Origin of the sequence: Streptomyces sp. NPDC057854, assembly GCF_042797055.1 — a bacterium.
Lineage (GTDB): Bacteria > Actinomycetota > Actinomycetes > Streptomycetales > Streptomycetaceae > Streptomyces.
The window spans coordinates 1-14,506 of record NZ_JBHVMF010000047.1 but is presented as its reverse complement, the minus strand read 5'-3'; the positions used below and the strand labels follow the sequence as shown (position 1 = coordinate 14,506).

General features: G+C 73.4%; 16 protein-coding genes. 7 read left to right on the top strand and 9 right to left on the bottom strand.

Features of this window, described 5'->3' with window-relative positions; genetic code table 11:
• The first annotated feature begins 169 nt into the window (after positions 1 to 169).
• Positions 170 to 1,042 carry an alpha/beta fold hydrolase gene (locus ACFVQZ_RS36160; protein ID WP_383629132.1) on the top strand — a complete coding sequence of 291 codons (873 nt, stop codon included), beginning with the start codon at positions 170 to 172 and terminating at the stop codon, positions 1,040 to 1,042.
• Here ACFVQZ_RS36160 and ACFVQZ_RS36155 read toward each other — a convergent pair.
• Positions 1,026 to 1,961: an NYN domain-containing protein gene (locus ACFVQZ_RS36155; protein WP_383629130.1), complete on the bottom strand. Its 936-nt coding sequence runs from the start codon at positions 1,959 to 1,961 to the stop codon at positions 1,026 to 1,028. The two genes, ACFVQZ_RS36160 and ACFVQZ_RS36155, sit on opposite strands and share 17 nt — an antisense overlap.
• Positions 1,962 to 2,129: 168 nt before the next feature.
• Between ACFVQZ_RS36155 and ACFVQZ_RS36150 the strand changes: the two genes are divergently transcribed.
• On the top strand, positions 2,130 to 2,282 hold the full coding sequence (locus ACFVQZ_RS36150; RefSeq protein ID WP_107645475.1) for a hypothetical protein: 153 nt from the start codon (positions 2,130 to 2,132) through the stop codon (positions 2,280 to 2,282).
• A 98-nt stretch (positions 2,283 to 2,380) separates the two neighbouring features.
• Here ACFVQZ_RS36150 and ACFVQZ_RS36145 read toward each other — a convergent pair whose 3' ends face one another.
• The 4 genes from ACFVQZ_RS36145 to ACFVQZ_RS36130 form a co-directional block, all read right to left on the bottom strand.
• The gene (locus tag ACFVQZ_RS36145) at positions 2,381 to 2,986 is read right to left on the bottom strand and encodes a MarC family protein (protein WP_030495987.1); all 606 of its coding nucleotides are present in this window, start codon (positions 2,984 to 2,986) and stop codon (positions 2,381 to 2,383) included.
• A 223-nt stretch (positions 2,987 to 3,209) separates the two neighbouring features.
• Positions 3,210 to 4,073 carry a PHP domain-containing protein gene (locus ACFVQZ_RS36140; protein ID WP_030495988.1) on the bottom strand — a complete coding sequence of 288 codons (864 nt, stop codon included), beginning with the start codon at positions 4,071 to 4,073 and terminating at the stop codon, positions 3,210 to 3,212.
• A 133-nt stretch (positions 4,074 to 4,206) separates the two neighbouring features.
• Positions 4,207 to 4,845: a DUF6758 family protein gene (locus ACFVQZ_RS36135; RefSeq protein WP_383629127.1), complete on the bottom strand. Its 639-nt coding sequence runs from the start codon at positions 4,843 to 4,845 to the stop codon at positions 4,207 to 4,209.
• A 91-nt stretch (positions 4,846 to 4,936) separates the two neighbouring features.
• Positions 4,937 to 5,527 carry a suppressor of fused domain protein gene (locus ACFVQZ_RS36130; protein WP_383629125.1) on the bottom strand — a complete coding sequence of 197 codons (591 nt, stop codon included), beginning with the start codon at positions 5,525 to 5,527 and terminating at the stop codon, positions 4,937 to 4,939.
• Between the two features lie 422 nt (positions 5,528 to 5,949).
• On the opposite strand from ACFVQZ_RS36130, the gene ACFVQZ_RS36125 reads away from it, so the two are divergent.
• Together ACFVQZ_RS36125 and ACFVQZ_RS36120 are read left to right on the top strand one after the other, a co-directional pair.
• A complete protein-coding gene (locus ACFVQZ_RS36125) occupies positions 5,950 to 7,077 on the top strand; it encodes a magnesium and cobalt transport protein CorA (protein WP_030495991.1) in 1,128 nt (375 codons plus the stop codon).
• A 25-nt stretch (positions 7,078 to 7,102) separates the two neighbouring features.
• The gene (locus tag ACFVQZ_RS36120; protein ID WP_030495992.1) at positions 7,103 to 7,603 is read left to right on the top strand and encodes a hypothetical protein; all 501 of its coding nucleotides are present in this window, start codon (positions 7,103 to 7,105) and stop codon (positions 7,601 to 7,603) included.
• Between the two features lie 23 nt (positions 7,604 to 7,626).
• Here ACFVQZ_RS36120 and ACFVQZ_RS36115 read toward each other — a convergent pair whose 3' ends face one another.
• On the bottom strand, positions 7,627 to 8,406 hold the full coding sequence (locus ACFVQZ_RS36115) for a hypothetical protein (RefSeq protein WP_383629134.1): 780 nt from the start codon (positions 8,404 to 8,406) through the stop codon (positions 7,627 to 7,629).
• A gap of 320 nt (positions 8,407 to 8,726) precedes the next feature.
• Between ACFVQZ_RS36115 and ACFVQZ_RS36110 the strand changes: the two genes are divergently transcribed.
• Genes ACFVQZ_RS36110 through ACFVQZ_RS36100 form a run of 3 tightly spaced genes read left to right on the top strand, consistent with a single transcriptional unit; the run spans position 8,727 to position 11,738 of the window.
• Positions 8,727 to 9,995 (top strand): magnesium transporter, encoded by a 1,269-nt coding sequence (locus tag ACFVQZ_RS36110; protein ID WP_030495994.1) that lies wholly within the window; start codon positions 8,727 to 8,729, stop codon positions 9,993 to 9,995.
• Complete coding sequence (locus ACFVQZ_RS36105) at positions 9,988 to 10,560, top strand: DUF1003 domain-containing protein (protein WP_030495995.1); 573 nt, start codon at positions 9,988 to 9,990, stop codon at positions 10,558 to 10,560. Before ACFVQZ_RS36110 ends, ACFVQZ_RS36105 begins: the two co-directional genes overlap by 8 nt.
• A gap of 44 nt (positions 10,561 to 10,604) precedes the next feature.
• Positions 10,605 to 11,738, top strand: coding sequence for an Mrp/NBP35 family ATP-binding protein (locus ACFVQZ_RS36100; protein WP_030495996.1), 1,134 nt, complete (start codon positions 10,605 to 10,607; stop codon positions 11,736 to 11,738).
• 64 nt (positions 11,739 to 11,802) lie between these two features.
• Here the strand turns inward: ACFVQZ_RS36100 and ACFVQZ_RS36095 are convergent, their stop codons facing one another.
• The 3 genes from ACFVQZ_RS36095 to ACFVQZ_RS36085 form a co-directional block, all read right to left on the bottom strand.
• Positions 11,803 to 12,405, bottom strand: coding sequence for a hypothetical protein (locus ACFVQZ_RS36095; RefSeq protein WP_030495997.1), 603 nt, complete (start codon positions 12,403 to 12,405; stop codon positions 11,803 to 11,805).
• Between the two features lie 143 nt (positions 12,406 to 12,548).
• Positions 12,549 to 12,992, bottom strand: a complete 444-nt coding sequence (locus ACFVQZ_RS36090) for a sec-independent translocase (protein ID WP_030495998.1) — start codon at positions 12,990 to 12,992, stop codon at positions 12,549 to 12,551.
• A 94-nt stretch (positions 12,993 to 13,086) separates the two neighbouring features.
• Positions 13,087 to 14,506, bottom strand: a 1,420-nt coding sequence (locus ACFVQZ_RS36085; protein ID WP_383629121.1) for a S1C family serine protease, incomplete at its 5' end; no start/stop codon positions are given.

Sequence of the window (14,506 nt, the reverse complement as noted above, 5' to 3'; positions counted from 1 at the left end):
GGGCCATGCGCGAGTCGGGGACGTCGGGTGTGCCGGGGACGTCGGGTGCGGAGACGGAAACGGCGGCGCCCACGGTGGTGGACGCCCCGGTATCGGCGGGAGTCATACCGTGACCGTACGGAGCCCGCGACTCATCCGTCCAATGCATGGAATGGTCATAATCGTTCCCATGGTGCATCAGCAGAGCTCACAGGGGCGTCTGTCACCGTCCGGGGACACCGCCCCCGCGGGCGAGCCGCGCGGCAGCGTCCTGATGCTGCCCGGGTACACCGGCAGCAAGGAGGACTTCCTGGCGCTGCTCGGCCCGCTGAGCGAGGCCGGCTACCGGGTCGTCGCCGTCGACGGCCGCGGGCAGAACGAGTCGTACGGCCCCCGGGGCCGCGCCGCCTACAGCCGCCGGGCCCTCGCGCTGGACGTGGTCGCGCAGGCGGTGGCGCTGCGGGACGGGCCGGTGCACCTGCTCGGGCACTCCTTCGGCGGGCTCGTGGCCCGCTCGGCCGCGGCCCTCGGGCCGCGCGCCTTCCGCTCGCTGACCCTGCTCTCCTCCGGCCCCGGCCCGGTCGCCCGCCCCCAGCGGATCCGGATCCGGGCGCTGCGCGCCGGGCACGCGCTGCTGGCGAAGGAGCGGGTGTGGCGGACCACGCGGTGGCTGGACAGCCGCGGCGAGCAGCCCGACGAGGCGGTCGACTCCGCCGAGGTGGTGGGCTTCCTGCGGCGGCGCTGGATGCTGACGAAGGTGGCCCAGCTGTCCGGCGCGGGCCGGCTGCTGCTGCGCGACCCGGACGGCGCGGCCGAGCTGGCCGCGCTGGCGCTGCCGGTGCACCTGGCGTACGGCTCCGACGAGATGGTGTGGGCGCCGGCCGCGCTGGCGGAGGTCGCCGCCCGTACCGGCGCGCACCACACCGTGGTCGAGGGCGCCGGGCACTCCCCCAACGTCTCCCATCCGCGGGAGCTGGCGGAGCGGCTGACCGCCTTCTGGGAGCGGGTGGACGGGGCCGGCGCCGAGGAGGAGCCCGTCCTGCGGGTCAGTACTGCGCCCTGAGGTGTTGCCAGAAGCCGTCGCGCAGTGCGCGCCGGAGGCCGCCGTGGGCGCGCAGCGAGCGGCCGAGCCGGGTCTCGGCCGCGACGAGGAGGTCCTGGTCGACGGCGGCGGGGAGGTACGGGTCGCCGGGCAGGAGTTCGGCGAGCCGGTCGCGTCCGCGTTCGGCGAGCCAGGTGGCGGCGATCTGGGCGCCCATGAACCGGACCTCTTCGCGCGAGGGCGGCGGCTCGGAGTCGTTCTCGTGCATCGTGACCGGGCGCCGGGTGACGTACGGCCGGCAGAAGTCGAGGTCGAAGGTGCGCCGGCTGTCGACCTCCCAGAGCAGCGCCTCGGCCTGGTTGGGGCCGTCGGCGGCCTCGATGCCCCAGAGGTGGACGCGGGCGCCGTAGCCCTGAGCGGCCTCGACGGCGGAGACCAGGTCCTCGTCGCCGCCGACGAGGGCGGCGTCGCTGATGGCGCGGTGGCGGGCGAGCGACTCCAGGTCGGTGCGGATGAGGGAGTCGACGCCCTTCTGCTGGTTGTCGGCGTTGAGGTTGCCGAGGCGGACCTTGACGTCGGGCAGTTCGGCGATCGACTGCTGTTCGGGGGTGTGGATGCGGCGGCGGGCGCCGTCGTACCAGTAGACGCGCAGCAGCCGGCTGTCGGCGAAGACCGTCCGGGCGGTGTCGATGAACCCCTCGATCAGGCCCTCGGCGTCGAGGTCGAAGGAGCGGCGGTCCCCGGAACCGGTCACCAGCAACCCGGCGGAAGCATGGACGTAACCGGCGTCGACGAAGATGGCGTGCGTGGACGGGGTCTTGGCCACCTCGGCCAGCACCCGCAGCAGGAGCTCGTTGGTGCGCTCCACGCGGGCTTCCAGCGCGGCGAGCGCGCGGGCGGGGTCGTCGGCGGGCGGGGCGGGGTGCGGGGCGTCGTTCATCGGCCCTCATTGTCCGCGCCGGGCGGCCGGGCCGCCACCTCCGCCCAGGCAATAGTTAGCCATCCGAAAATTTTCTTTAGCGTAAGGAATGTTTCGGGTGGGGCGGCCGTTGTACAGATACACACAGTTCTCCTCATGGAGGATCAACTCGGACGAAGGGAGAAGCCCATGCGCTTCGAAATCCTGCGACTCGACGACGTCGACGGCACGCCCGTCGACTCGACGGTCGTGGACGCCGCCTCCGTCAACCGGATCGTGCAGCACGCCGCGGCCATCGGCCAGCGCATCTGGATCCGGCCCGCTGAGACCTCCGCCTCGTAACGGGCGGATACCACCACGACACCGCGCCCCCGCGCGGACTCCGCGACAGCGGAATCCGCACGGGGGCGCAGTGGCGTCCGGACGCGGGGCGGCGGCGGTCAGGCGCCGCGGATGACCTGGGTGACGCCGTTGATGATCTGCTGCACGGCGATCGCGGAGAGCATCATGCCGGCGAGCCGGGTCACGAGGACGACGCCGCCGTCCTTGATGACGCGGATGATGCTCAGCGAGAAGCGCATGGCCAGCCACAGCACGACGTGCATGGCGGCGATGGCGCTCCAGACGGAGATCTGCGCGGCGGCGCTGTCGGCGTGCTGGACGGCGAGGATGACGGAGACGATGGCGCCGGGTCCGGCGAGCAGCGGCATGCCGAGCGGGACGAGGGCGACGTTGACGTCCTTGGTCTGCTTCGGCTCGTCGGTCTTGCCGGTGAGCAGGTCGAGCGCGATGAGCAGCAGCAGGAGGCCGCCCGCGATCATCAGGGCGGGCACGGAGACGTGCAGGTAGTCGAGGATCTGCTGGCCGAGGACGCCGAAAACGGCGATGACGCCGAAGGCGACGGCGACGGCCTGCCAGGCCATCCGGCGCTGGACCTTGGCGGGGCGGCCGGAGGTCAGCGCGAGGAAGATCGGCGTGATGCCGGGCGGATCCATGATCACGAAGAGGGTGAGGAAGAGGGAGCCGAAGACGGCGAGGTCGAACACGGTGGGGTGCCTTGCGGTGAGGGTCGAACGGTGGGGTGTCGGGGCACCGGACCGGAATGCGGAATTCCGGTGTCGGGGCAGGAGTGCCCGCCGCCCCGCGGCGGACGCGCGGGGACTCGGGCGGTACGGAGCGGGGCGGGCCAGGCCGGTAGGGCGACCGGATCCGGGCGCGGCGCGGTACGGCGCCGGGCGCGGCGGACCGGCGGGTCCGCGGGCGTGAGCCCTAGGCGGGGACTCCGCCGGCGCCGGGGACGGGGAAGGCGCCGGTGGCCCGGCGGGTGATCTCGCCGTAGATCTCGGGGTCGGTGGTGTACTCCCCGAGCCGGCAGGTCTTGCGGCTGCCGTGGTAGTCGCTGGAGCCGGTGACCAGCAGGCCCAGCTCCTTCGCGAGCCCGCGCAGCCGCGCGCGGGTGGGCTCGTCGTGGTCCATGTGGTCGACCTCGATGCCGTCGAGCCCGGCCTCGGCGAGGGCGGCGATCGCGGACTCGGGGACGACCCGGCCGCGCTTGACGGCGCCCGGGTGCGCGAAGACGGTCACCCCGCCGGCCGCCTTGACCAGGGCGATCGCCCGGGCGGGGTCCAGCTCGTGCTTCTGCACGTGGGCCCGGCCGCCGTCGGCGATCCACTCGGCGGTGAAGGCGCCGGAGACGTCGGGGACGACACCCAGCTCGACCAGCGCCTCGGCCACGTGCGGGCGCCCCACGGAACCGTCGCCGGCGATCCGGGCGACCTGCTCCCAGGTGACGGGCACGCCCAGCTCCTGGAGCCGGGCGACCATGGCGCGGGCGCGCGGCACGCGGTCGTCGCGGACCAGCTCGCGCTCGGCGAGCAGCGCCGGCTCCTCGGGGTCGAAGAGGTACGCGAGCATGTGCAGGCCGATGCCGTCGAGGCGGCAGGACAGCTCGGCGCCGGGGACGACGGTCAGGCCCTCCGGCGCGGCGGCGATCGCCTCGGCGTGCCCGCGGGTGGTGTCGTGGTCGGTGAGCGCGACGACGTCGAGCCCGGCCGCCGCCGCGTTCCGCACCAGCTCGGCGGGGGTGTCGGTGCCGTCGGACGCCGTGGAGTGGCTGTGCAGGTCGATGCGCACGACGCGGTTCTCCAGGGGCTCGGCACGGACGGGTGACGCTCCAGCATAACGGGCGGTCAGCCCGATTTTGTACGGATCCGCTGCGGCCTGCACCACTTACCGCCGCCGCCGGTGGCGGCGGGGTCCCGCCCCTTCAGCCGAGCAGCCGCGGGGTCAGCGCGCCACAGGGCAGCAGCTCGACCTCGGCGCCCGCGTCCCGCAGGTCGGTGAGGACCAGCTCGTCGTACATGAGCAGCCCGGACTGCTCGGGCCAGACGATCGCCCAGAGCCACAGCCCGCGGGCCTCGCCGGCGAAGACGGCCCGGTCGTGCGGGGTGCCGGTGACGTGCCACAGCGGGGTGGGGCGGCCGGCCGCGAGGACCTTCGCCTGCGGCGGCTTGTCGATCGCCATGCCGGAGCCGGGGTCGGGGCCGTCGATGCCCGCGTACCGGGCGCCGAGGCCCACACCCAGCTCCTCCGCCACGAGCAGCAGCTCGCCGATGCCGCCGAGCGGGCCGGGACCGGAGCAGGCGACGGCGGTGGCGCGCCCGCCGCTGCGGTCGTCGCCGGCGTACGTCACCCCGGTGAAGAGCCAGCCGACCGGAAGCGGCCAGGGCATCCAGACGGGCACCTGGGAACGGTTCGCGACGACGGCGAGGGATTCGACGCTCGGCGGGACGACGGGCTGGAGCGGATACACGGGCCCGTGGACGTCGCACTGCCAGGAGTCGGCGAAGAGACCGGGCGCCCTGACCCGACCACCACACTTCGGACAACTGGGTTCGCCCCTCATAGGGCTCAACGGTCCTCCCGCGCGGGCCTCCCGTCAAGGACGGCGGCAGCCGGTCACCCGTCCGGCCCGCCCGTTTCACCCCTCGGCGCGCTCAGTCCAGGGCGACGGACGCCCGCAGCGGATCGCGCAGGTCCGTCCCCTTCGCGAGCCAGCGCTCCTCCAGGGCCTGCGCCCCGTGCACCCGCTTCCACGCGGCCTCGTTCGGCGTCATCGGCAGCAGCGGCAGGAAGCGCACCGGGTCCATCGGCTCGTCCAGCTCCAGGTCCTCCACCAGGCCGCCCGGCTCGGCGACCAGCACCGAGCTGAAGCCGGCCCCCGGCCACAGCGGCTCGCCGACGTCCAGCGAGGCGCCGGGCGCGACCACCACGCCCTCCACCTGGGGCGTCGCGGCGAGCACCGCCAGCGGGCGCAGCACCTTGTCGGTGTCGGCGCGCCCGAGCCGCACGGTCAGGACCAGCTCGGCGCGCGGGCCCTTCACCGGGTCGGCGAGGACGGCCGTCGGGTCGGCCATCGGCGCGGCCGACATCCCGAGGGTGGCGTAGCGCACCAGCCCGGCCTCGGCGTCGACGAAGCGCAGGACCTCGATGCGGTCGGCGCCGAGGAAGGTGACCGCGGCCCGCGCGTCGGGGTCGCCCAGGGCCGTGCGCAGCCGGGCCTCGACCAGTGCAAGAACTTCTCCCATGCGGCGAGCATAGATCGCGTAGGGAACGGGCAAAGTAAGGGATTGACCCTCGGTCGGCTGATAGTGTTGGCCACTGGTCGGGTTTCCCGACAGTGCGTCACACGTCGTCCCTCACGAGGGACCGGCCGGAGGAGGTGGGACTGCGATGGACCGAAGTCGATCGGGCAGTACCAGTCGCTCTTCCGCCGCTCCGCACCCGAGCCCGGTGCGTTCCTCCCTCCGGTGACTGCGGGTCCCCGAACCGGGACCCCCCTCCGGCATCGCGTCCGACGGAAGAGCATCCCCTCTTTGCCTGTCTGAATTGCGACCGTCGTCGCCGCGATCCGCCGGTGCCGCCCGCTTTGTGGACGAAGCCTGCTCACGTCCCCATTCCGGGTTGCGCCACGCTCGCCGACGGCCCGTCCGTGAAGGAGAGCACGCCCATGTCCATGATCCGTGACCTGCGCGCCGCCGTTCGGCCGAGCCTGCGCCCCAGCCTGCGCAAGACCCCGACCACGTACACCAACTACGACCCGACCCGCGACCACTCGGCGTCCAGCGCCATCGTCGACTGCGCCGTCTACCGCGACGGGAGCCGCGTCGACGACAGCGCCTGCCTCACCCCGCGCGGCGCGATGTCGCAGGTGCGGGAGTCCGGCGGTTTCGCGTGGATCGGGCTGCACGAGCCGACCGAGGCCGAATTCGCCGGTATCGCCGCCGAGTTCGGACTGCACCCGCTCGCCGTGGAGGACGCCGTCCACGCCCACCAGCGGCCCAAGCTGGAGCGGTACGACGACACCCTCTTCACCGTCTTCAAGACGATCCACTACGTCGAGCACGCCGAACTCACCGCCACCAGCGAGGTGGTGGAGACCGGCGAGGTGATGTGCTTCACCGGCCCCGACTTCGTCATCACCGTCCGGCACGGCGGCCAGGGCTCGCTGCGCAACCTCCGCCACCGCCTCCAGGGCGAGCCGGAACTCCTCGCCAAGGGCCCCTCGGCCGTGCTGCACGCCCTCGCCGACCACGTCGTCGACGGCTACATCGCGGTCGCCGACGCCGTCGAACTCGACATCGACCAGCTGGAGATCGACGTCTTCTCGCCGGCCGCGAAGGGCTCCACGCGCGGTACCGACACCGGCCGGATCTACCAGCTCAAGCGCGAGGTGCTGGAGTTCAAGCGGGCCGTCACCCCGCTGCTGCGCCCGATGCAGCTGCTGAGCGAGCGGCCCATGCGGCTGGTCGACCCGGACATCCAGAAGTACTTCCGGGACGTCGCCGACCACCTGGCCCGCGTCCAGGAGCAGGTCGTCGGCTTCGACGAGCTGCTGAACTCGATCCTCCAGGCCAACCTGGCGCAGGCGACCGTCGCGCAGAACGAGGACATGCGCAAGATCACCTCGTGGGCGGCGATCGTCGCCGTCCCCACGGCGGTCTGCGGCGTGTACGGCATGAACTTCGACCACATGCCGGAGCTGCACTGGAAGTACGGCTATCCGATGGTGCTCGGCGGCATCGCCGTCCTCTGCTTCGCCATCCACCGCACCCTGAAGCGCAACGGCTGGCTGTGACGGGCCTGCCGTTAGGCTTCGGGCCATGACTGAAGAGCTGTTCCTCGTCGAGGAGGCCACCAAGAAGTCCGGCCTCGTCTGGGTCCGGGGCACCGGGCCCGCCCGGGCGCTCTGGCACGTCTGGCACGACGGCGCCGCCCACGTGGTCGGCGACGGCCCCGGCGAGCAGCCGCTGCCCGGTCTCGCCGACGGCGGCACCGCCGAGGTCACCGTCCGCAGCAAGGACAAGGGCGGCCGGATCGTCGCCTGGACGGCCGCCGTCCGCGAGCTCGCCCCGGGCAGCGAGGAGTGGGACGCGGCCGTCGCCGAGCTGAAGGGCAAGCGGCTCAACGCCCCCGACGGCGAGGCGATGCCCGAGCGCTGGGCGCGCGAGTGCCGGGTGCTGCGCCTCGACCCGCGCGCCGCCACCACCGACCTGCCGGACGGCTCGCTCGCCGCCGTCCCGCTGCCGACCGGCGCGACCACCCGCCGCCCGGTCCCGGCCGCCCTCCCGAAGCTGCTGTTCGGCCGGAAGCGGAAGCGCTAGCCCGTGCCTTCCGGGTCGGGCCGTCAGGCGCGGGGCAGCTGGCGGCCGTAGTCCAGGGTCTCCTCGGCGTCCGGCTCGGCCAGCGGGAAGTCCTTGTTCCACTCGGACAGCACCACCAGGCCCGCTCCCCCGCCGCGCGCGAACTGGAGGGGGTACGGGGAGCCCTCCAGGGCCACGTCGAGGGTGCCGCCCTCGCCGTCCGCGCCGCCCTTCACCTTCACCGTGCGGACGCCGCCGATCTGGTCCCGGTCGCCCTTCACCACGTCCCCGTGCAGCCCGATGATCCCGCGCAGCAGCTGGTCCATCTCGGTGAAGCCGCGCAGCTGCCGGTACGACGGGTCGTCGCGCGGCACCTTCACGTACATGTCGTCCAGCTTGTCCGCGGCCTCCGTGTCGGCCGCGCTGGGCTTGCCGTCGCCCTCGTCCTCGTGCGTCCAGAAGCCCGCGTCGGCCTTCAGGTAGAGCGCGTCGCCGACCCGCAGCAGCTCGAAGGTGCTGTTCTTCGTGGTGACCGAGCCGGCGGCACCGTTCTGCTTCAGCCGCATGTTCAGCTTGTACGTGCCGCCCTTGCTGACCAGGGTGCCGGAGAGCCGGACCGCCTTCGCGGCGTCCGCCGCGGTCCGCGCCTCCTTCTCGATCTCCGGCGCCGACAGTCTCCCGACCCCGTTCGTCCCCTCGTCCGGGTCGGGTCCGCAGGCCGCCAGCCCCACCGTCAGCCCCGCGCACAGCGCCAGCGGCACGGCCGCCCTGCGGAGCCGGGCGGCGGCCGGCGTCCGGACGGGCGCCGGCGGTTCGGACGGGATACGCGATGACGGGGTGCGGACGGTCACCTGCGCTGCCTCTCGTTCTTCGGTGGGGGAACGGCCCCGGCCGCGGACGTGCCGGGCGGGGCCGCCGGGACGGCCGGACGGGCCGGACGGTGCCGGTGGGGGGCGGCAGACCGCAGCGTACCCGGGCCGCCGCCGCGGCCCCGCAGCAGCCGGACGGCGGCGCTGCCGGAGCGGGTTCGATCACCTCGGGCTAGCCTGACCATGCGGCGCCCGGCCCGGGCCCGCACCGGCCGGGCGGCCCGCGGGGACCGCACGGCGACCCCGGATCGTGCGGCACCGAGGAGGCGCGAGGCATGGCGGCAGGCGCCCCCCGGATCTTCGTCTCCCACCTCACCGGCGTGCCCGTCTTCGACCCGGTCGGCGACCAGGTGGGCCGGGTCAGCGACCTCGTCGCCATGCTCCGCGTCGGCCGCCGCCCGCCCCGGCTCCTCGGCATGGTGGTGGAGGTGCTGAGCCGGCGCCGGGTCTTCGTCCCGATGACCCGGATCACCGGCGTCGAGTCCGGCCAGGTCATCACCACCGGCGTGGTCAACATGCGCCGCTTCGAGCAGCGGCCCACCGAACGGCTCGTCCTCGGCGAACTCCTCGACCGGCGGGTCACCCTGGTCGAGACCGGCGAGGAGGTCACCGTCCTGGACATCGCCATCCAGCAGCTGCCGGCCCGCCGCGACTGGGAGATCGACAAGGTCTTCGTCCGCCGCGGCAAGGGCGGGGCGCTGCGCCGCAAGGGGGAGACGCTGACCGTGGAGTGGTCGGCCGTCACCGGCTTCTCCCTGGAGGAGCACGGGCAGGGCGCCGAGAACCTGGTCGCCACCTTCGAGAAGCTCCGCCCCGCCGACCTCGCCAACGCCCTCCACCACCTCTCCCCCAAGCGCCGCGCCGAGGTCGCCGCCGCCCTCGACGACGACCGGCTCGCCGACGTCCTGGAGGAGCTGCCCGAGGACGACCAGGTGGAGATCCTCGGCAAGCTCCAGGAGGAGCGGGCCGCCGACGTGCTTGAGGCGATGGACCCCGACGACGCCGCCGACCTCCTCAACGAGCTGCCCGACGACGAGAAGGAGCGGCTGCTGACCCTGATGCGGCCGGACGAGGCGGCGGACGTGCGCCGGCTGATGTCGTACGAGGAGCGGACCGCGGGCGGTCTGATGACGACCGAGCCGATCGTGCTGCGCCCCGACGCCACCGTCGCCGACGCGCTCGCCCGGGTCCGGCAGCAGGACCTGTCGCCGGCGCTCGCGGCCCAGGTGTACGTGTGCCGGCCGCCGGACGAGACGCCGACCGGGAAGTACCTGGGCACGGTCCACTTCCAGCGGCTGCTCCGCGACCCGCCGTTCACGCTGGTCGGCTCGCTGGTCGACAGCGATCTGCCGCCGCTCGGCCCGGACACCCCGCTGCCCGCCGTGACCAGCTACTTCGCCGCGTACAACCTGGTGGCGGCGCCGGTCGTGGACGAGAGCGGGTCGCTGCTCGGCGCGGTGACCGTCGACGACGTGCTCGACCACCTGCTGCCGGACGACTGGCGGGAGACGGAGTTCCACGAGGAGGGGGTGCGCGGTGGCTGAGCGGCCGCAGGAGCGGGACCGGGACCGGGACCAGCCGCGGATCGCCCGCATCCGGCTCGACCAGCCCCGGACGCGGCGCGCCCGGCTGCTGCCGGAGTACGACCCCGAGGCGTTCGGGCGGATGTCGGAGCGGATCGCCCGCTTCCTCGGCACGGGCCGGTTCATCGTCTGGATGACGGTGATCATCATCGCCTGGGTGGTGTGGAACGTGTCCGCGCCGGCGCACCTGCGGTTCGACGAGTACCCGTTCATCTTCCTGACGCTGATGCTGTCGCTGCAGGCGTCGTACGCGGCTCCGCTGATCCTGCTGGCGCAGAACCGGCAGGACGACCGGGACCGGGTCAACCTGGAGCAGGACCGCAAGCAGAACGAGCGGTCGATCGCCGACACCGAGTACCTGACCAGGGAGATCGCGGCGCTGCGGATGGGCCTGGGCGAGGTCGCCACCCGGGACTGGATCCGGTCCGAACTGGAGGACCTGGTGAAGGAGCTGGAGGAGCGCGGACGGGAGCGCGGTCTATTCCCGCCGGACGGCGAGCGGCGGAGTGACGTACCCGACCGTTGACAGCCCTTTCATAGCCCGGTGGTCGTCGCCGTACCATCAGACCTATGGCTACGGAAGACGCGGTGCTCGAAGCACTGGCGACGGTGAACGACCCCGAGATCAATCGTCCGATCACGGAACTCGGCATGGTCAAGTCGGTGGAGATCGGACCGGACGGCACGGTCGCCGTGACGGTCTATCTGACCGTCTCCGGCTGCCCGATGCGCGACACCATCACGCAACGCGTCACCGAGGCCGTCGCGCGCGTCGAGGGCGTCACCGGTGTCGACGTGACGCTGGACGTGATGAGCGACGAGCAGCGCAAGGAGCTGGCGGCGGCGCTGCGCGGCACCACCGCCGAGCGGGAGGTGCCGTTCGCGAAGCCGGGCTCGCTGACCCGGGTGTACGCGGTCGCCTCCGGCAAGGGAGGCGTCGGCAAGTCCTCCGTGACCGTGAACCTGGCGGCGGCGATGGCCGCCGACGGCCTGAAGGTCGGTGTCGTCGACGCCGACATCTACGGCCACAGCGTGCCGCGGATGCTGGGCGCGGACGGGCGTCCGACCCAGGTCGAGAACATGATCATGCCGCCGTCCGCGAACGGCGTGAAGGTCATCTCCATCGGCATGTTCACCCCGGGCAACGCGCCGGTGGTGTGGCGCGGCCCGATGCTGCACCGCGCGCTCCAGCAGTTCCTCGCGGACGTGTACTGGGGCGACCTGGACGTGCTGCTGCTCGACCTGCCCCCGGGCACCGGCGACATCGCGATCTCCGTGGCGCAGCTGGTGCCGAACGCGGAGATCCTGGTCGTCACCACCCCGCAGCAGGCGGCGGCCGAGGTCGCCGAGCGGGCCGGCTCGATCGCGGTGCAGACGCACCAGAAGATCGTCGGCGTCGTCGAGAACATGGCGGGCCTGCCGTGCCCGCACTGCGACGAGATGGTGGACGTCTTCGGCACCGGCGGCGGCCAGCTGGTCGCGGACGGCCTGTCCCGCACCACCGGCACCACGGTCCCGGTGCTCGGCTCGATCCCGATCGACGTGCGGCTGCGCGAGGGCGGCGACGACGGCCGCCCGGTCGTCCTGTCGAACCCGGACTCCCCGGCGGGCGCGGCCCTGCGCGCCATCGCCGGCAAGCTCGGCGGCCGGCAGCGCGGCCTCTCCGGCCTGAGCCTCGGCATCACCCCGAAGAACAAGTTCTAGCCGCGCGGGCCGGACACGGCGAAGGGGCACCCCGGTGCGGGGTGCCCCTTCGCCGTGCCGGACGTCAGGCGTACGCGGCGAGGTCCTTGATCTGCGCGAAGCCGAGGCCGTACGCGCTCATCCCCCGCCCGTATGCCCCGAGGTGCACGTCGCCGGCCGAGCCGGCGAGGACCCAGCCGAACTCGGACTCGCGGTAGTGGAAGGGCACCGGCACGCCGTCCACCGGCAGCGACAGCGTCGTCCACGCGGGCCCGTCGAGGTCGTCGGCCAGCTCGAAGGCCGTCTCGGTCTGCTGGTCGAGCCAGTGGTCGCGCAGCCCGTGGTCGAGGGAGGCGGGCCAGGTGTGGGCGAGCAGCCCGGAGCCGGCCAGCCAGGCGGCGGAGGAGACGGTGGTGGCGTCGAGGACGCCGGTGCCGTCGCCGGTGCGCCGGACGGGGTGCGCGGCGACCGTCACGACGACGGCGAACCGCTCCTTCTCCCCGCCGGCGGCCTCGGACCTTATCGACGGCTCGTCGCCGTGGCCCACCGAACCGTGCTGGACGGTGCCGTCCGCCGCCGTGCCGATCTGCATCAGCCGGCGGGGCCCGGTGAACGCCTCGTCGAGCCCGTACCAGGCGAAGGGTGCGCGCAGAAAGCCCTCGGCTTCCACCCGACTCGTCGTCTTCATCTCGGCCGCCTCCTCGTTCCTCCCCCGGACTCCGTCCGGGGGTACCCCCAAAGCAAGGAGGATAGCGACCGGCCGGTGACCGCCCGTGTCAGCCCACGTCAGATGGCGTTGTCGGGTGGCCGGTCAGCTGCCGTCAGGAGCCGTCAGGTGGCGTCGGAGTCGTACGGCGGGCGCTCGGGCGCGGCCGGCGGGTCCTGCTTCTTGAGCAGGTCGGGGCCGGAGCCGTTGACCGTCGCGGGGGCGGCGGTGGGGGTGCTCTCGCGTCCGTTGACGGCGTCGGCGACCTCGTTCATCTCCTTGCGGAGGTCGAACGTGGAGCGCAGCTCCTTCAGCTCGCTGAGGTCCTCGTTGCCGTCGAGCTGCTTGCGGATGAAGGTCTTCGGGTTGAGGTCCTCGAACTCGAAGTCCTTGAACTCGGGGCCGAGCTCGCTGCGGATGTCCTGCTTGGCGCTGTCGGAGAACTCGCGGACCTTCCGGATGAAGCGCGAGACGTCCTGGACGACCTTCGGCAGCTTGTCCGGGCCGAAAATGAGCACGGCGAGCACGATGAGCGTCACCAGCTCGAGTGCGCCTATGTCGCTGAACACCTAGTAGCTCCTTCACGCCGGACCAGGGCGGCCCGCACCACGGTACCCGCCCGAGCTGCGGGACGGGTACCTTGCGATGTCCGCCACATGTACCTCAGGTGCCCTGCGCCGATCCGAGCGTGACGGTGCGGGTCAGTTCCCTGCCGTCGCGGGTCAGGGTGAGGACGAGGGCGTCGCCGGGGCGGTGGGCGCGGATCTTCACGATCAGCTCCTCGCCGTTGTGGACGCGCTGGCCGTCGACCTTGGTGATGACGTCGCCGGGGCGCAGGCCGGCCTTGGCTGCGGGGCCGTCGGGGGTGACGGACGGGGTGCCGTCCTTGCCCTTGTCGCCGACGCGGGCGCCGTCGCCGGTGAACTGCATGTCGAGGCTGACGCCGATGACGGGGTGGGTGGCCTTGCCGGTGTTGATGAGCTCCTCGGCGACCCGCTTGCCCTGGTTGACCGGGATGGCGAAGCCGAGGCCGATGGAGCCGGCCTGGGCGCCGTCGCCGCCGTCGCCGGAGCCGCCGGCGGCGCGGATGGCGCTGTTGATGCCGATGACGCGGCCCTTGCCGTCGAGGAGGGGGCCGCCGGAGTTGCCCGGGTTGATGGGCGCGTCGGTCTGAAGGGCGTCGACGTAGGAGATGTCGCTGCCGTCGCCCTTCTCGCCGCCGGCAGTGATGGGCCGCTCCTTGGCGCTGATGATGCCGGAGGTGACCGTGTTGGAGAGGTCGAAGGGCGCGCCGATGGCGACGACGGGGTCGCCGACGCGGACGTCGTCGGAGTTGCCGAGCGGGAGGGGCTTGAGGCCGGTGACGCCCTTGACCTGGACGACGGCGAGGTCGTAGCCGGCGTCCTTGCCGATGAGCTCGGCGGAGGCGGTCTCGCCGCTGGAGAAGGTGACGGTGATGTCGCCGGAGGACTCGGCGGCGTCGACGACGTGGTTGTTGGTGAGGATGTGGCCGCGGTTGTCGAGGACGAAGCCGGTGCCGGTGCCGGCCGAGCCGCCGCCGCTGACGTGCAGGGTGACGACGCCGGGCAGGGCGGCGGCGGCGATGCCGGCGACGCTGTCGGGGGCGCGGTCGGTGGTGCCGCCCCCGGCCTGCGGGAGGTGGACGGTGCCGATCCCGCCGTTGCGCTCCACGTAGGCGCCGACGCCGCCGCCGATGACGCCGGTGACGAGGGCGAAGAGGAGCGCGCCGACGAGGGCGAGGCCGCGCCGGGACTTCTTCTTCCGGGCGGGCGGCGGTACGGCTCCGGGGGCGGCGCCCCAGGGGTCGTACTGGCCCCAGGCGTGCGGCTGCGGCGGCACGGGCCCCTGCGGCGGCGGTACGGCCCCGGGCGGGGGCACGGCGGCCTGCGGGGCGGTCACGGGCGCGGCGGGCCGCTGGACGGGCGGAGCGGGCGCCCACGGCCCGGGCTCGCCGTAGGGCGGCGTCCGGTACTCGTCGGGCTCGTGCAGCGGCTGCGGCGCGGGCGCCGCGGCGGCCGGCACGGGCTCGGACTCGGGCGCGGCGGCGGGCGCGGGCACGGCG